The 20,697-nt window shown below is 44.3% G+C and carries 18 protein-coding genes; 11 read left to right on the top strand and 7 right to left on the bottom strand.

Going from position 1 to position 20,697, the window contains the following annotated elements:
• The first annotated feature begins 184 nt into the window (after positions 1 to 184).
• Complete coding sequence (locus tag RT064_RS09345) at positions 185 to 574, top strand: SCP2 sterol-binding domain-containing protein (protein WP_313063029.1); 390 nt, start codon at positions 185 to 187, stop codon at positions 572 to 574.
• 35 nt (positions 575 to 609) lie between these two features.
• Here the strand turns inward: RT064_RS09345 and RT064_RS09340 are convergent, their stop codons facing one another.
• Positions 610 to 891, bottom strand: coding sequence for a hypothetical protein (locus tag RT064_RS09340; RefSeq protein WP_313063028.1), 282 nt, complete (start codon positions 889 to 891; stop codon positions 610 to 612).
• Between the two features lie 273 nt (positions 892 to 1,164).
• Positions 1,165 to 2,142, bottom strand: coding sequence for a hypothetical protein (locus tag RT064_RS09335; RefSeq protein ID WP_313063027.1), 978 nt, complete (start codon positions 2,140 to 2,142; stop codon positions 1,165 to 1,167).
• Positions 2,143 to 2,622: 480 nt separating this feature from the next.
• Here RT064_RS09335 and RT064_RS09330 point away from each other — a divergent pair, with 480 nt between their 5' ends.
• Positions 2,623 to 3,858: a lipoprotein-releasing ABC transporter permease subunit gene (locus RT064_RS09330; protein ID WP_203172118.1), complete on the top strand. Its 1,236-nt coding sequence runs from the start codon at positions 2,623 to 2,625 to the stop codon at positions 3,856 to 3,858.
• A gap of 9 nt (positions 3,859 to 3,867) precedes the next feature.
• Positions 3,868 to 4,545, top strand: a complete 678-nt coding sequence (lolD, locus tag RT064_RS09325) for a lipoprotein-releasing ABC transporter ATP-binding protein LolD (protein ID WP_313063026.1) — start codon at positions 3,868 to 3,870, stop codon at positions 4,543 to 4,545.
• Here the strand turns inward: lolD and RT064_RS09320 are convergent.
• Positions 4,542 to 5,366, bottom strand: coding sequence for a YdcF family protein (locus RT064_RS09320; protein ID WP_313063025.1), 825 nt, complete (start codon positions 5,364 to 5,366; stop codon positions 4,542 to 4,544). The two genes, lolD and RT064_RS09320, sit on opposite strands and share 4 nt — an antisense overlap.
• Before the next feature lie 102 nt (positions 5,367 to 5,468).
• Between RT064_RS09320 and RT064_RS09315 the strand changes: the two genes are divergently transcribed.
• From RT064_RS09315 to RT064_RS09300, 4 genes are all read left to right on the top strand, one after another.
• On the top strand, positions 5,469 to 8,345 hold the full coding sequence (locus RT064_RS09315; RefSeq protein ID WP_313063024.1) for a ComEC/Rec2 family competence protein: 2,877 nt from the start codon (positions 5,469 to 5,471) through the stop codon (positions 8,343 to 8,345).
• Positions 8,346 to 8,436: 91 nt separating this feature from the next.
• The gene (gene sppA, locus RT064_RS09310) at positions 8,437 to 9,519 is read left to right on the top strand and encodes a signal peptide peptidase SppA (RefSeq protein ID WP_313063023.1); all 1,083 of its coding nucleotides are present in this window, start codon (positions 8,437 to 8,439) and stop codon (positions 9,517 to 9,519) included.
• Positions 9,520 to 9,626: 107 nt separating this feature from the next.
• Positions 9,627 to 10,454, top strand: a complete 828-nt coding sequence (locus RT064_RS09305) for an alpha/beta hydrolase (RefSeq protein WP_313063035.1) — start codon at positions 9,627 to 9,629, stop codon at positions 10,452 to 10,454.
• Between the two features lie 29 nt (positions 10,455 to 10,483).
• The gene (locus RT064_RS09300) at positions 10,484 to 11,218 is read left to right on the top strand and encodes a CPBP family intramembrane glutamic endopeptidase (protein WP_313063022.1); all 735 of its coding nucleotides are present in this window, start codon (positions 10,484 to 10,486) and stop codon (positions 11,216 to 11,218) included.
• Positions 11,219 to 11,235: 17 nt separating this feature from the next.
• On the opposite strand, the gene dusA is transcribed toward RT064_RS09300, so the two are convergent.
• From dusA to RT064_RS09285, 3 genes are all read right to left on the bottom strand, one after another.
• Positions 11,236 to 12,204, bottom strand: coding sequence for a tRNA dihydrouridine(20/20a) synthase DusA (gene dusA, locus RT064_RS09295; protein ID WP_313063034.1), 969 nt, complete (start codon positions 12,202 to 12,204; stop codon positions 11,236 to 11,238).
• A gap of 128 nt (positions 12,205 to 12,332) precedes the next feature.
• Positions 12,333 to 13,655 (bottom strand): MFS transporter, encoded by a 1,323-nt coding sequence (locus RT064_RS09290; protein WP_313063021.1) that lies wholly within the window; start codon positions 13,653 to 13,655, stop codon positions 12,333 to 12,335.
• A 299-nt stretch (positions 13,656 to 13,954) separates the two neighbouring features.
• Positions 13,955 to 15,652, bottom strand: a complete 1,698-nt coding sequence (locus RT064_RS09285; RefSeq protein ID WP_313063020.1) for a phospholipase D family protein — start codon at positions 15,650 to 15,652, stop codon at positions 13,955 to 13,957.
• 158 nt (positions 15,653 to 15,810) lie between these two features.
• Here RT064_RS09285 and RT064_RS09280 point away from each other — a divergent pair, with 158 nt between their 5' ends.
• Positions 15,811 to 17,052 carry an O-succinylhomoserine sulfhydrylase gene (locus tag RT064_RS09280; protein ID WP_313063019.1) on the top strand — a complete coding sequence of 414 codons (1,242 nt, stop codon included), beginning with the start codon at positions 15,811 to 15,813 and terminating at the stop codon, positions 17,050 to 17,052.
• A 72-nt stretch (positions 17,053 to 17,124) separates the two neighbouring features.
• Here RT064_RS09280 and RT064_RS09275 read toward each other — a convergent pair whose 3' ends face one another.
• The gene (locus tag RT064_RS09275; protein ID WP_313063018.1) at positions 17,125 to 17,895 is read right to left on the bottom strand and encodes an NAD-dependent deacylase; all 771 of its coding nucleotides are present in this window, start codon (positions 17,893 to 17,895) and stop codon (positions 17,125 to 17,127) included.
• Positions 17,896 to 18,094: 199 nt separating this feature from the next.
• Between RT064_RS09275 and RT064_RS09270 the strand changes: the two genes are divergently transcribed.
• The 3 genes from RT064_RS09270 (at position 18,095) to RT064_RS09260 (ending at position 20,475) form a co-directional block, all read left to right on the top strand.
• Complete coding sequence (locus tag RT064_RS09270) at positions 18,095 to 18,424, top strand: YbaB/EbfC family nucleoid-associated protein (protein ID WP_007115923.1); 330 nt, start codon at positions 18,095 to 18,097, stop codon at positions 18,422 to 18,424.
• 148 nt (positions 18,425 to 18,572) lie between these two features.
• Positions 18,573 to 19,181: a recombination mediator RecR gene (gene recR / locus RT064_RS09265; RefSeq protein WP_313063017.1), complete on the top strand. Its 609-nt coding sequence runs from the start codon at positions 18,573 to 18,575 to the stop codon at positions 19,179 to 19,181.
• 82 nt (positions 19,182 to 19,263) lie between these two features.
• Positions 19,264 to 20,475, top strand: a complete 1,212-nt coding sequence (locus RT064_RS09260) for a ribonuclease D (RefSeq protein WP_313063016.1) — start codon at positions 19,264 to 19,266, stop codon at positions 20,473 to 20,475.
• Positions 20,476 to 20,697: the final 222 nt, after the last annotated feature.

Here is a 20,697-nt window from a genome sequence, read left to right as displayed (position 1 = left end):
GTAAATTGTGGGGATTTTTTTAACACCCCATACACTATTTAGCAACAATGCTAAAAATCGCTAACCGAGTGCCATTATCGTTGTTCTAGAAATAGGTTTATTATGCGTTAGAGAATTGTCATTCATACAAAATCTCGGTAAGATGCACAAGTTTTAATACAACTAAAGATAATGAGGATTTAAAATGGCTAAAATTTTAACACAAGAATGGTTTGATAAAGTTGACGAATTAACCAATAAAGCAGGTGACTTAAATCTATCACCCGCGATTAAAAATATGTCAATTAATTTACAAGTCACAGATAGCGACAATCAAGAAGTCAATGCAGCTTTTTATGATGGGACGATTCATCAAGGTTTAAAAGATGGCGCTTTAACCACCTTAAAACTTGATGCCGATACCTTAAAAGCAATCTTTTTAGATCGTGATATGAACCGTGCGATGGAAGCCTTCATGTCTGGCAAAATCCGTGTCGAAGGCGATATGGGACAATTAATGTCTATCCAAACCGCAAGCCCAAGCGCTGAGCAAAAACAGCTTTTCAAAGACATCTTAGCCAATACACAAGTGTAATCGGGATGATCAAATAATTTTGGATATTGCGAGCCTTATCCGTGTGTTAAGCGAAATATCACTAACACCCCGAGCACAAAGAAAATCATCGATAACATTCGGTGATTTTTTTTATCACCTGCTTGGGTGGGATACAGTAGTAAACATGTAGTATAAGCCATCAGACCATTGATTGAGCTAGTTTGAGTGGCTAAGGTGGTTTGGGTGGTTAGGGTCGTTTGAGCAGATAGTGGGAGTGGGCTGTGATTTACCAATCCAGTCTGGGCTTGGATAGCGTCTGAAGCAGAAACTGCGGATTTAGTGGACTGATTTGGCATGGGTCATCTTCCCAAAATAACTGATAGAACACTCACAAAACGCTAGCGGATGATGTTGGGTAGGCTGTTGAGCCGCTATAAGATTTATGACGTTGATTGATAAAAATTGATTAAAATCAAATTTAAAATAACGATAATATAAAATTATAGTCAATTCAATGAATTAAATACAATAACGCGCTAAATTTACATTTATTTACAAAATAACAGAGCCACTGTTATAGTCGGCAGTGGCTTCAAGAAAATTACTCAATAATCTTACAGGGGAAAGGCTTAAAACGCTCTGTAATTGGTGGCGGCTTTTTTCTGATTTTCCATAAAAATAGTCCCCTGTAGCCAAATATTGGCTTGAATATAATCGTTGACTTGAATGGTCGCGTCGATGTTATCGGCATTGACCGCTAAGCGAATAACGACAGGATTATCAAGGCTTTCACGTAATATCACCACATCAAGCAATACAAATTCAACGCCGTTAAAGCTGGCAGTTTGTTTGCCAATAATTTGCCCTTGACACCAGGCTTCATCTTGTTGACCGATAGTTTCACCAAATAAATAAGCACACATGTGACCGACGTTGATTTCAATTGGCTCAAGCGGCAAATCGTTTTCGCTAGGTTGCCAAGCGGCGATTTGGGCTTCAAGGTCTTTTGGGGCAACGTTATTATTTTTGGTCAAAATATCATTGAAAGCACGGTGATAGCGAATCGCTTCAGGCTCATCAACCACAATAGTTTCTGAGCGGTTACTCAAGCTTACAGTGTAAGCAAATGCACTCAGATTGATTGAGTAGCGGTGATTTTTTTCATAGTTGTGGGCATTGATGGCATAATACTGGTCAAATACATATAGCACGGTATTGTCATCAGTTTTTAAGCGCAAAATCGCTTCTATCTGATTGTCACATTTATAGACCCCTTCAATAGTGACCCATTGTCCATACGGACTATTGACACAAGGAAACGCATTAATCAAACGTTTAGGTGAGCGATTGCTATCAATTTCAATCACTTGATTGACATGAATCGGCTGATTACCCGATAGTAAAATATGCGAAGACGTGGCGTTGGTAGTCTTTAGTGGGGTAGGCATGGTGGCCGTATCGATATGCGATTGCAACCAATTTGGGACATCATCGGCAATGTTGTTGGTAAAACATGACCAGTGATCTGCATGACCAACCGCTTGATCACAGTTTAGACTAATCGTATTGGGGGCATTTGAAGAAGGGGGTTGGTGAGTATTGGTCATAAGACGTCCTTTAAGTAACAACAGGTTTATCAGTAACAACAGGCTTATGTTGCAAACGAACTTAATAAACTAAACAGCTGTCACGATATTTATCAAAATTTTAATGATTACATTATCAGCTATCAATAGGCTAATATGAGCCTTCAAATCATCCCGATTAAATCAACGAGTAGCCTCTATGAAGCTATCTGTTACCAATGAATTAACCCTTGATTAAGCAGGAATGAAATTTAATTCTGCTATGTTAATGGGGACATGCAGAATTTTTTCACCTTATTTTGCTTAAAACATCCACAATTTATTGCGCAGATATGTTTGATTCTGCGAATTTTTAGCAAAATTGCAAAAAAACTTTTGCCAAAATGGTAAAAAAGTGTGTCAGACTAACACGCTTTTAGCAGGCTTGAATAATGGTTTTGAACATAAGCCATTTCTTTGCCTGCTTGTATCATCAAAATAGTGATAATTTTTGGGAATGCTATGTTTCGACCGTTGGCTTTGTTTTTAGGATTACGGTATACCCGTGCTGAGCGAAGTAACCGATTTATTTCTTTTATTTCTTTGATTTCAATGGTGGGTTTGACGCTTGGCGTCGCTGTGCTCATTACCGTGTTATCGGTGATGAATGGTTTTGACCGCGAACTCAAGAGTCGTATTTTGGGGATGGTGCCGCAAGCCACCGTCACTGCCAGTGAAATTATCCCAAACTGGCAGACGCTGGCGCAAACTATTCAAAAAAACCCCAAAGTTGAAGCCGTCGCGCCTTTTATCCAATTACAGGGGATGCTCACCGCAAATGGACAAGTCGCAGGTATCATGGTGACAGGTATTGAACCAAGCTATGAGAAAAAAGTCTCGATTATTCATCAGCATATGGAAAGTGGTAGTGTCGATAGTCTAAGGGCAGGTCAATTTGACATTGTGATTGGCAAGCAAATGGCGGATTCACTGGGTGTGAAACAAGGCGATATGGTCACCTTGGTATTGCCAGAAGCCTCGCCATCGCCTGCCGGCGTGATTCCGCGCTTCAAGCGTTTTACCGTCACTGGGGTGTATGACATCAGCCCTGAAGTCAACAATATTATGGCATTCATCCCGATGAATGATGCGGCTACGCTACTGCGTCTGCCTGCGGGGGCGCAAGGTATTCGCATGAAGCTAAAGGATTTGTTTGCCGCACCACAAGTGGCTCAGCAAGCAGCGAGCCTTGCACCCAATATGCTCATGCCTAGTGATTGGACATCGACGCATGGGAATTTATTTGGTGCGATTCAAATGGAAAAAGCCATGGTGGGGTTGTTGCTATTTTTGATTATTTTGGTTGCTGCATTTAACATTGTCTCATCCTTGGTGATGCTGGTGACTGATAAAAAGGCGGACATTGCGATTTTAAAAACCTTTGGTGCGTCGCCTAAGCTCATAACCCAAGTATTTATGGTGCAAGGATTGTTTATTGGGGTGATTGGTACCGTCGCGGGCACTATTTTGGGCGTGATTTTGGCGTTGACCGTGAGCGATGTGGTGGGCGGTATCAATAATTTATTTGGGTTACATTTATTTGATGCCTATTTTGTCAACTATTTACCTTCACAACTTGAATGGAAAGACGTAGCCATCATCGTGGCAGCCTCACTGGTAATAAGTTTTGTGGCAACCATTTACCCAGCACGCCGAGCAGCTAGCATTCAACCGGCTCAAACATTGCGTTATGAATAGGAGTGAGCCATGACGGCGATTTTAACAGGAAACAATATCACCAAGACCTATCAAGATGGTAAAACCACCACGAATGTGCTCAATCATTTGGATATCAGTATTAACAGTGGCGAGCGCATCGCCATTGTTGGCACGAGTGGGTCGGGTAAAAGTACCTTACTACATATCTTGGGTGGCTTAGATGTGCCGACCAGTGGGGAAGTTTGGCTACATGGGCAACGCATCAATGATCTGAATGAAACCCAACGCGGTGAGCTTCGTAACCAACATTTGGGCTTTATTTATCAGTTTCACCATTTGTTGGCGGAGTTTACTGCCATTGAAAATGTGGCAATGCCGCTATTGATGCGAAAAACAGTGCCAATCGCAGCGGCGCGTCAACAGTCTATTGAATTATTGGAAAAAGTAGGGTTGGGGCATCGGCTGACCCATCGACCAGGCGAGCTGTCTGGCGGTGAACGCCAACGGGTGGCGATTGCTAGGGCGCTTGTGACAAAGCCTTCATTAATACTGGCTGATGAGCCCACAGGGAACTTAGACTATGCCAATGCACAGGCGGTGTTTGAAATCCTCTCAGAGCTACAAAAAGATTTTAATACCGCGCTGTTGATGGTCACCCATGACCGGCAATTGGCACAGTTAGCGGATAAGCAATTAGCCTTACAAAATGGCACGTGGGTGGCTTAATACTCATTGAGTAGCCAACCGCTGATAAAAGCAAAGTATTCGCGAAACCACACATTTGGACGGATATACCAAGGGGTGTCAGACCCGACCACCTGTAAATTGGTATATCCTTGTCGTTTGCCAATAAGGCTTGCGCGCAAGGTGTGAAAATCACTGGTGACTGCGATTATCGGTTGGTTTAAGGCAATCCCTTGCTGCGCTAAAATCTTTTTACTATTGACAAAATTGAGCTCGGTACTGGTGCTTTGTTCTTCAAGCGCAATATGCGCCAAACTGATGCCATAGGTATCATGTAAATAGTCCGCCATCGCTTTGGCTTCACTGACATCCTCCCCCGCATCAAAACCACCACTGGTTATCACAAGTGCGTTTGCAAAACGCTTAATGACTTCAGAGGCTTTATCCAACCGCAGTTTTACCGCATCGGTCGGCTTATTATCTTTTGTTCCGCCACCTAAAACAATAATCGCTTGCGCTGCTTTAGGGGAGTTATCGGTGTTAAAGTGCTGTTTTAAATAGCTGACAAAGACGCAAAAACTTATCAACCAGACAAAAAATAGTAGCCAAACCAGCTGCCATAATTTTTTTAACGACGGCTGTGACGCCAAATAAAGTTGGATACGCTCCCAATATACCGCATGGCCTAAAAAAATTAGCCCTATGCCCAATGGCACTAGGGTGCCAATATGAAAAACACGATTGGCCAGCAATAGCCCGCAGTCAACAACCAGTATCAATCCTGCAATCCCTAGACTGATTTGGATACTTTTTTTCCCTACGGCTGAGGCATTGTCATTGCCGCTACTAAATTTAGTCAACATCGATTAATAATTTCCAAAAGTTGCTATTTGTTTTACTATATCGTTCATTCGATAATTGTAAGGGAAGTAGCGAGCTATGGCTATCTTTATCAAGGATGAAACATGATTTGGCTCATCACGGTTGCCAGTTTGTTGGGTTTTTTAGTGGTAAATACACTAGCAAATCAACCCTTGATGACAGGTTATGCGCTGACAAGTGATGAGCTAGCTAGTTATGATGCAAAAATTTGGCTGATGCTATCCGTAGCCCTGTTGATAGCGCTGCTAATTAATTTAGGTTTATACCATGGCTGCAACCGTAAACAGCTAAAACGAGCGTCGCCAAACCCTGCATTCGCCTACCGTTTTGCCTTACCGTTATTATCAAGTTTTATCTTTTTGTTGACGCTTATGTTGAGCGCCAGTTATGGTTTATATCATCACAAGCGCTATGAGGACGCGTTATTGCCTTCAGCGCTTACAGTGGATGCCATCGTTGAATCCCATCAAATCAGCGATACGCTGAGCCAAATGAGCCCATTATCAAATGATAATGCCCTGATTGGCAATGGTTTCATCAAACAAATCCTGCAAGTCCGCGTTGATAATGGCGGCGATGCTGATGCATCGTCAGCAACTCCTCAACCACCGCTAACGGCACTCATTACCGCTAACATCAAAGACAACCCTGATTGGGAAGCGACCTTGTCGCAATTAAGCCCTGGCATGCAGCTTAACGTAAAATTACAGCTTGAGCCCATTGCAAAGCCTAAGCCTACAAGCTTACCGAGCAATGCCAAACCGCTCATGCTAGGATTTGATGAAGCGCAATGGTTGAGACAGCGTGGGGTGCAGGCAAAGGGAGTGATCATCGATATTGAAAAAACGAGCCTACGGGAATTTAACGTAACCCATGTGAAAGACCGTATGGCTATTGCTATCGAACAATTGCGCTGGCAACTACGCCAAAAAATCCTCGCCAATTTGCATAGAGCCCTGCTGAAACAATCGACGCTTATAGTCAATGCTAAAAACGATATTGCCCAACCCGCTTTTCAAACTTCTAGCCAAAGTTCTAGTCAGAATGGTAGTCAAAGTTCTATTCAAAATGCTATCCAAAGCCACGCAATCTTATTGGGACTGTTAACGGGTGATAAAAGCCTGATGGATAGCAAACTTAAGAATCGCTATCAAGTCACGGGGATTAGCCATTTATTGGCAATTTCAGGCCCGCATGTGCTGATGCTAGCTTCTCTCGTATCTGTTTTTGTATTATGGCTCATTAAATGGCTTGCGCCGCAGTTGTTGGTCAAATTACCGAGTAGTTTATTGGTGCTTTGGGTGATTGTCGTGATGGCAGGGTTTTATGCGCTGCTGGTGGGTTTTGAAATACCTGCCCAGCGGACATTTTGGATGCTGTTACTGCTCACGCTGTCGAAACAGTTATTGGTTAATTTTTCTGCTTATCGGCTATTGGCGTGGGTTGCACTAGGCATGATTTGGCTAGAACCGATGGCGGTGGGGCAAGCAGGGTTTTGGTTGTCCTTTGTGGCGGTGGTTTTACTGTTAAAATTTAGCGAGACAATAGGGACAGTTAGCGCCGCTGAAATTAAGGATGTTAGTCAGTTACTAGCGCCTACTACACGCAGCGATGTGCTGAGTGGTTTTGTTAAAATTATAAGCCATCAATTCAAGGCGTTATTAAAACTGCAAATTTGGCTATTTTTTTGGATGCTGCCCATCGTGGTCTGGTTTTTTGGCAAAGTATCGGTCATCGGCATCTTGGTAAATTTGCTAGCCGTACCATTTTTAGGCTTAGTGGTTGTACCCTTGGATATGTTGGCAGGCGTCGTTAGTTGGCTACCTGTGGTAGGGGATTGGCTGAGTCAAATCATTTGGTCGATCCTGACAACCCTGCTCAATGTATTTCACTTTTTGCTTAACCAACTTATCGACACGGGTGTTGCCAAGCAATCATTTTTCGCCTTGTCACAAACGCAGCTTGCCCTGTGTTTGTTAATTGCGTTACTGGGGTTGTTAAAAGGCTTGTTGCCTAGAATGTTGATGTTGCCACTGGCTATCCTATTGATATTATTGCCACTGCAGCAGCGAAGCTTAAATAACAACCAGCCGACTCTAGCAGTTGGTGATAACCCTAAACTGGTAATCAGTTTATTAAAGAAAGGCGATAATAGCTGGCTTATTTTGTCGGATAATCAAGTAAAAGCCGCTCAGTCTGATAAACCCAATTTTTTGAAAAGCAAACAAGCTATCCGTACTGTTGCGGCTAATGAAGAAATCAGTTCGCTGTTGAACCGTGATATTTATCCGCTGTTGGCAAATCAGCAGGTTCATCGATTAACTGGGGTGATTAGTCAAACGCCCAGTGTCCGCGTCAATGAGCTGGTGCAACAACTGGCAATCCATGTACCTGTTCAAGCCTACTGGCTGGCAGGGTATGATGTCGAACACAGTAGGCTTGATGTGACAGATAAGGCTGTATCTGCAAGTTTTCGCACGATTACACCTCGCAGCTGCCAAACCGCGCAACGTTGGCAACAAGATGGCTTGGAAGTGACAGCGGTGTCGGGATGGCACTTGAATTTAGCCTTAACCGATGAGCAAAAGCTAGCGACCCAAACCTGTTATATTCACATCCGTTTTATGCCACCAATCAGCAAACCCTACGATGTACTGATGTTGGCAGGTAATAGTGATATCCCGATGCAAATGACTGAAAAATTATGCACAGTATCGGCGACGCATTTACTCATTCAGCCCTATACGTTGTCCATTAAACCATCGTGGCTAGCGTTGACTAAACCTTCCTTATTGCATGTGGTCACAGGCGCGTATAAGTCGCAAAAACTGGGCGAAGATAGCCAATTATCGCTGGCTAGTTGGTCAGTGGATAAGCCTGCAGACCACCCATTCGAAGTCCTGTATGCCGATCAAGTGGGTGCGGTAATTTACACGCTCGCCCCAGATGATACTGACTGATGATTGACGATTTGGCTACAAGGCAGTGATTGTAATTTTGGCCGCTTCCCCCTATCATGGGCGGTAAATTACCTATTGCTAAGGAACTTTTATGTCAGATAATTGGCCACCCGATCCCAACCAACCCTCACAGTCAAAGCCACCTGTTCAACCAAACCATGCGCAAAACTTGCCACCCAATGCGCCATACGCAGGCAAAGAATGGCAATTGCTAGAAAAAACCCTGATGGCAAGCCTTGTGGAGCAGCGCCGTGCAAGACGCTGGGGTATTTTCTTTAAGCTTATCACCTTGGGGTATGTGCTACTATTTGGCGCGGTAGTGGCAAAAGGCTGTAGTGGCTCTGCCAAAAGTGGCATGAGTGATATCGATATGAGCAAACCGCATTTAGCCGTCGTCGATGTCAAAGGCGTTATCAGCAGCGACAATGAAGCCAATAGTCAAGCGGTGGGCGAAGCATTGACGGAAGCGTTTAACAACGACCAAGCGCAAGCGGTGGCGTTACGCATCAACTCACCGGGTGGTTCGCCTGTACAATCCGATGAAATCTGGCAAACCATGACCGAATTGAGAAAAGCCCATCCTAACAAAAAACTGTATGCCGTTATCGAAGATATGGGTGCTTCGGGCGCGTATTATATCGCATCTGCGGCAGATGAAATTTGGGTCAATCCCTCAAGCTTGGTCGGCTCAATTGGCGTGATTATGCCAAGCTACAATGTCCAAGGTTTGATGGATAAACTAGGCGTTAAAGATGGCACCATGACAGCCGGTGCGCACAAAGATATTTTAAGCATGAGCCGCCCGCTCTCCGAGTTTGAGCGCCAACATGTACAAGGTGTCCTTGATAACACCCACGCCCATTTTATCAATGCTGTCAAACAAGGTCGCGGCAATCGCCTCAAAAACCCTGACGCCAATCAGCTTTTTTCTGGGTTATTCTGGAGTGGTGAGCAAGCGATTAATCTCGGTTTGGCAGATAAAAAAGGCGGCATCAGCACCCTTGAGTCTCAGCTAAAACTAGACAATGTCGTGGAATATAACCCAGAAGACCCGGTGAAAAAAGTGTTGGGTAAATTTGCCAGCCAAATCGGCTATGGGTTTGGCGAAACGGTCTCCAAAGGCTTTGCCAGCCAATTAACCCAAGCGGCTGCAAATGACAAAGGGATGCAATAGCCATGTCATCTGAGACGAGCCAGCATCCGTTAGCCAATTGTTTGCCCTCTGCGCCAACTATAGCGACAGGGACAGAGGGGATAACAGCGATAGCAGAGGCAGGGCGGATAGGGCAAAAACCCTTGATACACTTTGCACATGCCAATGGGATTCCATCACGTAGCTATCAATATCTGTTTGATTTGCTGAGTGATGAATTTGATATTGTCTATATTCCAGCGTTAGGCAGTGACCCGCGTTATCCGGTTGATAATCATTGGCAAAAACTGACCCAACAGGTGATTGATAGCATCCAAGCGCACCTAAGCGCGCGCGGGCAAACCAAGGTCATCGGACTAGGGCATTCGCTTGGTGCATTGTGTACCCTGCAAGCCAGCTATCAATCGCCCGAGCTATTTAGCCAAGTGATTGCCTTAGACCCACCGCTCATTCATGGCTACTATTCGATGGCACTACATTGGGCAAAACGCTTTAGCCCACGGTTGGTAGATAGGCTCACGCCTGCAGGTCTATCAAGCCATCGCCGTGACACGTGGCCAAGCCGTGAAGTCGCCTACGAGCATCTGCGACATAAAGCATTCTATCGACACTTTGATGAGCGCTGTTTTAATGATTTTATCCGTAATGGCTTGACTGATACCGCAGATGGGCAAGTGACCTTAACCATCCCAAAAGCGGTGGAAGTGGCGGTGTTTCGCACCAACCCCTCGCTATACTGGCAAAAACCTAACCATCCGCCGGCTGTCCCTGCCAAGCAAATAATTGGTAAAGATAGCCTGTTTCTCAAACGTGGGTTTCCTGCGCTGGTCAAACAGCGTATGGGCATTGATTTTGAAGTGCATGAAGGCGGGCATATGTTCCCGTTAGAATACCCCGCCAGTACGGTTGAACGAATCAAAGCGCTTATTCACCCAGTCAATCATGATATCCACTAACAAAACCAACATCCATTCAAAGGTTTAATTTGCAAAACTTATCATTACAGCCTAGCACCCCTATCTATGATTTGACAAAGACCATTGTGCTCTCTATGGTGTTATTGGCGGTGTTTTTTGCCAGTCAATTGATTGGCGTGGTGTTATTTGCACCATGGGTGCTAAAAAATGCAGCAAATTTGGATATCGCTGAAAAAGTGTTGCAGGGCAGTGAAAACGGCACGTTAATGAGCCTATCGCTAGGCTTTACCTTAGCCATGGTGCTCGGCTGCGTTTATTTGTTTATCCGCTTTAAAAACAGCCGTGTCAAAGATTATCTTGCCCTTAAATCCTTTACTTGGTATCAGTTGTTACAATGTAGCGCGCTACTGATTGTGCTAAATGTTATCATCAATCTAGTCACCGTCTGGCTGGGTCGCGAGCCCATGATGTTTATGGACAATCTTGCCGAGTCCGCGCATCCACGGTGGCTGCTTGTGCTGGCGATGGTGGTATTTGCGCCGATTTATGAAGAAGTGATATTTCGCGGGTTTATGTGGACAGGGCTTGCCAGCTCAAAGCTTGGTATGTGGGGTGCCAGTGTGCTAACCAGTATCCTATTTGCGGTGATTCATATGCAATACGGGGTAGTCGAGTTGTTGGGAATTTTTTGTCTAGCGATGTTATTTAGCTATGGGCGTATCATGTCAGGGTCACTGTTATTGCCTGTGGTGTTGCATATGATGAATAATGGTTTGGCGATGGGGCAGTATTTGTACGGTTAGTCTTTTTTAGCTAACTTTTAACCTGCATTTAACGCCAATAACGCTTCACCGGCTTCACGAACTTGGGCAACTGAGAGGGATTTTTGCCCGCTAAGCGCCTGACGCCATTTACGACTGCCTGTCAATCCTTGAAACAAGCCCAAATAATGGCGCATAATGACCGTCAACGGCGTGCCGCGCGCTTCACTGGCTGCCAAAAAATCCAGTAACTGGTAAAAAATATCCGCTCGGCTAGGCACTGGCTCGCCCCACAGCTGCATGGCTTCGGCTAGAATATAAGGGTTGTGATAAGCTTCCCGCCCAATCATCACGCCATCGACTTTCGTCAGATGGGTTTTGATGTCATCAATAGTGGTGATACCGCCATTGATTTCCACAAATACATCGGGAAAATCCTGCTTTAAGCGGTACACATCCTCATAGCGAAGGGGCGGAATTTCACGATTTTGTTTAGGGCTTAAGCCTTGTAGCCAAGCGGTGCGCGCATGGACGATGACATGCTGACAACCTGCTTTCACTACATGATCTACAAAATCCGCCATAAACTCATAACTATCAAAGTTATCAATGCCAATACGATGCTTGACAGTAACGGGAATATCCACCGCATCACGCATGGCAGAGACAATATCTGCTACCAATTTGGGCTCTGCCATCAAGCAAGCACCGATTTTGTAATGTTGTACCCGATCGGACGGGCAGCCGACATTTAGGTTAATTTCATCGTAACCATAGTCCTGTCCGATTTTTGCACAGCGCGCCAATTCGTCAGGATGTGAGCCGCCAAGCTGAAGCACCAAAGGATGTTCATTGGGATAAAATCGCAGCTGATAGTCTGTATCTCCCTGCAATATTGCAGAAGTACTGATCATTTCAGTATAAAGGTAAGTATAAGGATTGAATAATCGAGCAAAGTAACAATAATCGCGTGTACTCCAATCAATCATCGGGGCAGTGGACAAGCGTTTATGCTGCATGGTAGTCATAGGCAGGGTCATCGGCAAATATTCAAAAAAAGTGGCTAATCTATAGCTAATCTATCAGCCAATCAATAAAAGCGAAAGCGGGCGCTAAAAAAAAGCGAGGGTAAAACAACTATCAGCGATGAAAAAACTCAAGAATTCATCAGCCGCTTGTCTTCCATGCGATACAAACCATGCAAATTGGTCAACAACATACCCATGATAATGCCAATCACACAGACAAACACCAGATACAAGGCGCTTGAAAGCATTAATTTACGTGAAAAATAAATCAATAGCACCGGCAATAATGCGCCTGCCAATGCATACGCCACGTTATAGGTAAAGCTAATGCCACTTAGGCGTACACCAACCGGAAACAGACGCACACAAATACTTGGGACTAAGCCAATCACGCCAGAGAAAAACCCCAAAATCGCATAGTTAATCAGTAGTAACTCGCTACTGTTTTTTAGTGAAACAAAGAAAATAACACTGGCAATGCTTAAAAATATACAGCCTAAAGTAAATACACGACCTGAATTAAAACGATCGGCAAAATAACCATAGGTTAGAGCTCCCAATCCACCAAAGATAATACCCACCCCATTGGATATCATCATCAAACTGGTATCGACATCAAAAAACTGGATGCCCAAAATCGGCAAAAGCAGATAAATTGTCAAATAAACACTGGCGGTAAACCAAGACAAACCCAGCGTCATCACCGTACCATAACGGTATTTGATAATAGCTCGGCGTATCGGCAGACGGTTAACCAAGCGATTTTTAGACTTAGCCATCAGCCAAAGCGGGGTTTCTTCAAGCTTGGCTCGTAACAGCACCGCAAATAGCGTACCGATACTGGCGATGACAAAAGGAATACGCCAACCATACGATTGCATCTGGGTAGGGGTGAGCATATTTGATAAGGTGGCGCTTAAAATATTGCCCATCAAAGTCGACAAAATCACTGCACTAATAAGACCGCCACACACTGACCCTAATTGACGCCGTGGCATATGCTCAGCAATATAGACCCATGAAGCGGGCACCTCAGCGCCATAGCCAAAGCCTTGAATTAAACGCAATAATAGCATGAGAACAATCGCTGCCACACCGATATGATGATAGGTAGGCAAACAGGCAATCATTAAACCAGACGCACCCACCAACAGCAAACTATACAGCAACACATGTTTTCTGCCGTAGCGATCGCCGATATCACCCAATATCAAACCGCCTAGCGGTCTTGACATATAACCGGCTAAAATCAGCAGCAAAAAACAAATCGACTTTAACGACTCAGGTATATTTTCTGGGAAAAAAGCTTGATTGATACTATCATTAAAATAAAAATAAATCGTAAAATCAAAGGAAGCAAAAAAAGCCCCAAAAATCGTTAAATACACCACGTTTTTTTCGTAGCGATTTAAATCCCTAATTTCTTCGTTGGCATCATGAAAAAATGGCATAGTCGACAATATCACCTAGAAGCTGGCTAAAGGTTTGCACGCTTTATAATCAATGAACAGATAGGTTACTTAACGCGCTAAAGAATTAAATTCGTCACTCTTCACCTGACAAATTAAATCACTTGACAAATTGAACAATAATTTATCAAAACTGTAATAAATTTAATTATTTAAATAAATATTACAAGTAAACGTCATGATTTAACAGTTGAGATATATTACTTTTTGAAACCGCATACTATAGTGATTTTGATACTATTTTTATTATCAAAAATGTGTGTTTTTTGTAATATAGCCGCTTACAATAAGCGCTTAAATGGCAAGGCAGAAAAAATCTTTAGCCAAAGTCCATTGACAAACGTCATATGCGGCTCTTTATCTAAAGTGATAAGCTTTTTATTGGTTTTATCATCATGGGTCTGCCACATCAGTTGTTCATTATCCTTAAGGTGCACGCGGTAACTGACATTAAGCATGGAATTATCAAACGTATTATGGAAGGATTTGGCAAGCGCTTTATCTTCAATCAGCACACCAAGCTCGGTATTGATATTGGCAGAGCGCGGATCCACATTGTAAGAACCGATAAAAGTGTATTTGTCATCCACCGCAAAAGCTTTGGTATGCAAACTGGTGCTGTATTTACTGCGATATAAGCTACGTTTTTTGCGGCGAAAGTCTGCATCAGCAGAGGATTTTAGCTCATACAGTCCAATTCCCGCTTTGAGCATCGGCACGCGTGCCACGTTATACCCTGAATGCACGATAGGCACATCGGTTGATTCATACGAGTTGGTAAAAATATTGATTTTTACCCCGTTTTCCATGAGTTTGCTTAGTTGCAGTACGCCTAAGTCAGTGGGCACAAAATACGATGACACAATCGTCAATTGCTTTTTTGGGGTGCCAATACGTGCCCGAAGCTTGGATACCAATCGGCTATCTTTATCATCTTGGTTGAGTAGTTTTTTGACATCATCTGCCAAAAATTCCATCGGTTGCCAACGAAATTGGATTTTTTTGTTATACAGTTGTTTATCGACTATTGCGCCATTTTGTACCCGATAAAGCTGCGAGCTTTTATGCAGATGAGACTGGCTGTTGACCGGTGCAATCGCTGTCAAAGTCCCCAAAAATGGCTCATCGCTTTTATTACGCTCGGGGTTTTTTGAGGGTCTGACCAAACGCTCGATATCATACGATAGAGGACTATCCCAATAATCTTCAAAACTCTCATTGATTTGGTTGACCACTTTGCCGGCAAGCAAAACATCCAAATCAGCAAACTCAGCGATGCTATCTTTACGCAGATATTCATCGCCAATATTGCGCCCACCAATGATGGATAACTGACGGTCAAAGGTCATGCTTTTATTGTGCATGCGGCGTTGGTAGCGGGGCAGTGCTACCACAAAATTGGCGGGGGTAAAGCTTCGCACCACTTTGGGGTTAATCAATCGCACTTGGATATTAGCATGCGCCGCAAAGGCAAGTAGCTGTTGGTCAAGTTCCGGATTGGTGTTCAAATCATCGAGTAACAGTCGTACTTTGACACCCCGATTGGCGGCTTGGTACAAGTCTTTAAGCATCAATTGTCCTGCTGCATCGTTGTGCCAAATATAGTATTGGATATCAATGGTCTGCTGAGCCATTTCGGTCAAAATACTGCGTGAGGCGAACGCATCACTGCTATCAATCAGCGGATAATAACCAGAAAATTTGCTCGGCGAGGGGTTTTTGCTGGCACTGATACGACTGATTAAATACTGACCTTGTATACGCGATTTTTCGGAAAATTTTTGCGCACCTGTCAGCTGCGTTGATACAGTTGGCGTAGCGGCGATATGGGGATTGTTCGGCAGCATTTGACAAGCGGTAAGTGGCGTAAGTAGCAGCGTAAATAGCAATGGCAAGCAAAATGTCACGATTTTGGTAGTGAGTTTTTGCGATGCTAGTCTGACAAAGCCAACAGATGATGAATAAAATGCTGCTACCAAAGCCTGAATCCTTTTTAAAAAAATCACTGATTAACGTGGCACTCACCTAAGAAAAGTTGGTTGCCATGGCGTTTTTGCATAAAATACTGACTTGAAAGCCACCGTCAAATCCAACTTATGCTATCATAATTTATTTGATGCACAAAAGATGTAACATTATGACCCAATTAGACCCCAACTGGCAAAGTGATGCACTTGATTTAAGCCTAGACTATGCCGACCAAACCATCGCCGTGCGTGGCGGTTATCACCGTACCGATGAAGGCGAACATAACGAAGCGATTTTTACCACTAGCTCCTACGTATATAAAAATGCCCAAGAAGCTGCTGACCATTTTAATGGCAATAAAAAAGGCAATGTCTACTCGCGCCATACCAATCCAACCGTGCGCGCTTTTGAGCGTAGATTGGCAGCGTTAGAGGAAGGCGAGCGCTGTGTGGCAACCGCATCAGGCATGGGCGCGATTTTGACCATGTGTTTGGCGTACTTGCAAGCCGGTGACCATCTGCTAGCAGCCAAGCAATTATTTGGCTCGTCGGTCGCCCTGTTTGATACCTACTTTAAAGCGTTTGGCGTCGAGGTGAGTTATGTCGACTGCTTTGACAATGACGCTTGGCAACAGGCGATGCAGCCAAATACCAAGGTGCTGTACTGCGAAAGCCCTTCCAATCCTTTGGCGCAAATTGCCGATTTAAGTTTTTTATCAAGGCTCGCGCATGACCACGATGCGCTATTAATCGTCGATAACTGCTTTGCAACCCCCGCCATTCAAAAACCTTTAATGTTGGGTGCGGATGTGGTATTGCATTCCGCCAGTAAATATATTGACGGTCAAGGTCGTGTGCTAGGCGGTGCATTGGTCGGTAACAATGACTTAATGGAAAAAGCCTTTGGGGTGGTGCGTACCGGCGGGATTAGTCTATCGCCATTTAATGCGTGGGTATTGCTAAAGGGGCTAGAAACCTTGTCACTGCGTATGAAAGCCCACTGTGAAAATGCCAATCAAATCGCTAAATTTTTGCACAATCACCCAAAAGTCAGCAAAGTACATTTTTCAGGGTTGCCCGATCACCCATCCCATGATATCGCTAAACGCCAACACACCGCACTCAAAAATGTGCAAGGCGGTGCGTTTGGTGCCATTATTGGCTTTGAGGTGGCTGATCAAGCGGCAGCTTGGCATGTTATCGATAGTACCAACATGATTTCGATTACCAATAACCTAGGCGATGCCAAAAGCACCATTACCCATCCTGCGACGACGACCCATTTTCGCATGACACCTGAAGCAAGAATCGAGGCAGGCGTGAGCGAAGGCTTAATTCGCTTCTCGGTGGGGCTTGAAGATGTCGATGATATTATCGCTGATTTAAAACGCGGTTTGGATACACTCGCCTGATATAAAGCCAAAACCCAAAAGCCAGTAGCAAAATTTACTGGCTTTTTTATCGCGCTTTTTTATCTGACTTTTTTATTTCAGCGCCTTGACCAACAACGGCAATATTTTCCCTGCGTTGTCGGGTAACACGATGTCAACCGCTGTGGTCTGGGTCGGATTGGGATTAATCTCGATGACGGTTGCGCCCTGTTGTTTTGCCAAATCAATCAAGCCCGCCGCGGGATAGACCACGCTTGATGTGCCGATACTCACCAATACGTCACAATTGAGCGTTGCCGTTTCTGCCGTTTGCCAAGCCTCCTGTGGCAACATCTCGCCAAACCACACAATATCCGGGCGAATCAGACCGCCGCATTCACAATGCTTTAGCTCAGTGTCTGTGATAGCAATGGCTTTGTCATACGATTTGCCGCAATCATGGCAGCGATTTTTGGCCAAATCCCCGTGCAGTTTTGCCACCGTGGCGCCGCCTTGCTCGTGTAGATTGTCGACATTTTGGCTAAACAGCGTCCAAGTTTTGCCTTGCTGCTTTGCCAAAGTTTGCCATTCACCTAAGGCAAAATGGGCAGGATTGGGCTGTTTATCGGCGATTTGTCCACGCCACCATTGGTGCCATTGCCACACCAGTTCAGGCTCCTTTTCAAACGCTTGAATGCTGACCAAATATTCGGCTTGGTATTGTTGCCACAGTCCGGTAAGTTTATCCCGAAAAGTCGAAATGCCACTTTCAGCCGAGACGCCTGCCCCCGTCAGGATGGCAATATTTTGCGCACATTTAATAACACTAGCGGCTTTATAGAGAGCGACCTCTAGCGATGGGGGTGTAGTTGTTGTCATAGTCATAGTAATAGTCATAGTTTTTTGCGGTTAATGGGTTTATGGTAGTGATGTTATCTTAGCATTTTTATGTGAGTGATTTTAGATGAGTAGTTTTAAGTTAGTAGTTGTATGTTAAAAATTTGGGCTAACGATTAGCAATAGACAGTTTGCGGTCAAATTCGCTACAATGAGCCACCAACATTAGAAACAAACAGGAACACTTATGAACTTACAAGCCCTTATGCAACAAGCGCAAATGATGCAAAAGCAAGTCGAAAAAAACGTTGAAAATGCCAAGAAAAAACTGGCAGAAAAAGAAGTGCATGCCGAAGCGGGTAGTGGCTTGGTGAAGGTCACCATGAATGGTCGCCATGTGGTCAAACGTTTATCAATCGATCCAAGCCTACTGCAAGATGACCCTGATATGATTGAAGATTTGATTGCGGCTGCTATCAATGATGCCGTGCGTCAGGCCGATGAACTACATGAGACTGAAATGGCGAGTGCCACCAATGGCATGGGGTTGCCACCAGGCATGAATGGTTTATTTTAAACCCACTAGGGCTAGCCAGTAAGGCTATAAAGTAGCGCTATAAAATAGTGGAAAATTGCCTTGCGATTAGGCAGGCAAACCCCCATAAAAAGCTGATAATTGACTGTCAGCTTTTTTTATTTTTTATCATTTTTATAAGAATGCGCCTATGCTAACGCCAAAATTTGATGAACTTGTAAAACAACTCAAAGTACTGCCCGGGGTAGGACCCAAATCTGCCCAGCGGATGGCACTGCACTTGCTTAGCTATAAGCGCCCACAAGGTCAAGCACTGGGCGAAGCCTTGATTGTGGCGATGCATGATATCAAGCAATGCCAAGTATGCCGTGGTTTATCAGATGAGGATATTTGCCCTGTATGTAGCGATCCGCGCCGCAATGAGCGCGTGCTTTGTATCGTAGAGACGGCAGCAGACATGATGGCAATCGAGCAAACCGCCAATTTTAACGGTAAATACTTTGTGCTTGGCGGGCATTTATCACCTATTGATGGCATTGGTGTGGAGCAGCTCGGCATCAATCAGCTGATTGGGCTGTTAAAGCAACACCAAGCCGCGCAAACCCCGGTGGAAGAAATCATCTTGGCAACCAGTACCACGGTAGAAGGGCAAACCACCGCGCATTTTATCAGTGAAGCGGTCAAACCTTACGTCACCCATATCAGCCGGATTGCCCAAGGAATTCCGATGGGCGGCGAGCTTGAGTATTTAGATAGCATGACACTGGGTCAAGCCCTGCAAAATCGTGGACGCTTATAAAATCTTTTCATCAGTTTGACAAGACAAAATCCTAGATTCATCATAAAATACGCTTAAATTATCCGTCCACAAGACCCAAGTTATGCTCATCCAAAATCCGTTAAGCCCAGCCCAATTACAACAACTTCATGACTTGCCAATCCATTGGGTGAAAAATCAAGACGCGCTTTTTGCCCTGCTCGATGACCTAGAGCAAGTCGATACCATTGCGTTAGACACTGAGTTTATCAAGCGCGACACTTTTTTCCCCATTCTTGCGCTGATTCAAATCAATACAGGCAAAGCGATTTATTTGATTGACGCGCCCAAGCTGTATTTAGAAGAATTTTGGGAAGTGTTAGCGGATATACCCACCGTGGTGTTACATGCGTGTGGCGAAGATTTGGGGATTTATTATTTACTCTCCAACTTGCCTGCGCTGCGCAATGTGTTTGATACCCAAATTGGTTTGGGTTTTTTGACCGGTGAAAACTCCCTTGGCTATCAAAAATCGCTGCAAGAAACGATTGCTGTGCATGTGGATAAAGGTGAAAGCCAATCGGATTGGTTGCAGCGTCCATTAACGCCTGAGCAAGAAAGCTATGCAGTAGACGATGTGCGTTATTTATTGCCGATGTTTGTTGCCATCAAAACACAGTTGATTGAACAAGATTTATGGCAATATGCGGTTGAAGACTGCCAAAGCTATACCCAAGAAATTTTTGCCAACTTTAGCACGCCTGATAATGCCTTGTATTTGAGTGTCGCTGATTACCGCGATAATCGCGAGCAACTCGCCATGCTGCAAACTCTGTGCGAATGGCGCGAACAACTTGCCAAGTCAATCAATAGACCACGCACTTTTATCTTGCGACCGCAGGCGCTCCGTGAAATCGTCGAAAAACCGCCCTTTAGCATGAAGCAGTTAGGTTTTACCAGTATCAAGCCCAATGTGATTCGCATGTATGGGCAAGAGATTTTGACGCTGATTGATAAGGTGCGAAAAGAAGATGACGCAGCTTATCCAGCCCTATTGCCCTTACCGTATCGCAGTCTGTCTAATGATGTGCAAAAACAATTGGAAAAAGCCATCAAACAGCATGGGCAAACCTTGTCAATTGATGAGACAGTATTGATGCGAAAAAAATGGCTGTCAGAGCTGTATGCCTACGCTGTCGCAGCAGAAAAACCGGCATTAAGCCCTTGGCTGAGTGGCTGGCGCAAAGCGTGGATTATGGCAGAGATTTTACCCATTTTAGATACGGTGATTGCCAATAACCCGCCATCTGGCGAGCATGAAACAACCGCTGAATAAATAAAAAAATCCCAACGCTGATTGGGATTTTTTACTACTAAATGGCTTAAAATAAACAGGTTAAAAATAAACTGCTTAAAAAGAACCCAGCATGGTACCCAAAGCAATCACCACCGTCACCGCAATCAGCGGAATTGCCATCGTCACTATGGCGACATCTTTATAAGATTGCTTGTGGGTCAAATGGCAAATGGCAAATAACGTAATCACCGCACCACTATG

Origin of the sequence: Moraxella sp. CTOTU49097, assembly GCF_032064105.1 — a bacterium.
Classification (GTDB): Bacteria; Pseudomonadota; Gammaproteobacteria; order Pseudomonadales; family Moraxellaceae; genus Faucicola; species Faucicola osloensis_B.
Note: the sequence above shows the minus strand (reverse complement) of the source record. Positions and strands in the feature narration are given on the sequence as shown.

What these genes read in the sequence shown, in the direction of transcription:
- RT064_RS09345 (WP_313063029.1), top strand. Translation starts at nt 185, where the DNA reads ATGGCTAAAATTTTAACACAAGAATGGTTTGATAAAGTTGACGAATTA.
- RT064_RS09340 (WP_313063028.1), bottom strand. Translation starts at nt 891, where the DNA reads ATGCCAAATCAGTCCACTAAATCCGCAGTTTCTGCTTCAGACGCTATC.
- RT064_RS09335 (WP_313063027.1), bottom strand. Translation starts at nt 2,142, where the DNA reads ATGACCAATACTCACCAACCCCCTTCTTCAAATGCCCCCAATACGATT.
- RT064_RS09330 (WP_203172118.1), top strand. Translation starts at nt 2,623, where the DNA reads ATGTTTCGACCGTTGGCTTTGTTTTTAGGATTACGGTATACCCGTGCT.
- lolD (WP_313063026.1), top strand. Translation starts at nt 3,868, where the DNA reads ATGACGGCGATTTTAACAGGAAACAATATCACCAAGACCTATCAAGAT.
- RT064_RS09320 (WP_313063025.1), bottom strand. Translation starts at nt 5,366, where the DNA reads ATGTTGACTAAATTTAGTAGCGGCAATGACAATGCCTCAGCCGTAGGG.
- RT064_RS09315 (WP_313063024.1), top strand. Translation starts at nt 5,469, where the DNA reads ATGATTTGGCTCATCACGGTTGCCAGTTTGTTGGGTTTTTTAGTGGTA.
- sppA (WP_313063023.1), top strand. Translation starts at nt 8,437, where the DNA reads ATGTCAGATAATTGGCCACCCGATCCCAACCAACCCTCACAGTCAAAG.
- dusA (WP_313063034.1), bottom strand. Translation starts at nt 12,204, where the DNA reads ATGACTACCATGCAGCATAAACGCTTGTCCACTGCCCCGATGATTGAT.
- RT064_RS09290 (WP_313063021.1), bottom strand. Translation starts at nt 13,655, where the DNA reads ATGCCATTTTTTCATGATGCCAACGAAGAAATTAGGGATTTAAATCGC.
- RT064_RS09280 (WP_313063019.1), top strand. Translation starts at nt 15,811, where the DNA reads ATGACCCAATTAGACCCCAACTGGCAAAGTGATGCACTTGATTTAAGC.
- RT064_RS09275 (WP_313063018.1), bottom strand. Translation starts at nt 17,895, where the DNA reads ATGACTATGACAACAACTACACCCCCATCGCTAGAGGTCGCTCTCTAT.
- RT064_RS09270 (WP_007115923.1), top strand. Translation starts at nt 18,095, where the DNA reads ATGAACTTACAAGCCCTTATGCAACAAGCGCAAATGATGCAAAAGCAA.
- recR (WP_313063017.1), top strand. Translation starts at nt 18,573, where the DNA reads ATGCTAACGCCAAAATTTGATGAACTTGTAAAACAACTCAAAGTACTG.
- RT064_RS09260 (WP_313063016.1), top strand. Translation starts at nt 19,264, where the DNA reads ATGCTCATCCAAAATCCGTTAAGCCCAGCCCAATTACAACAACTTCAT.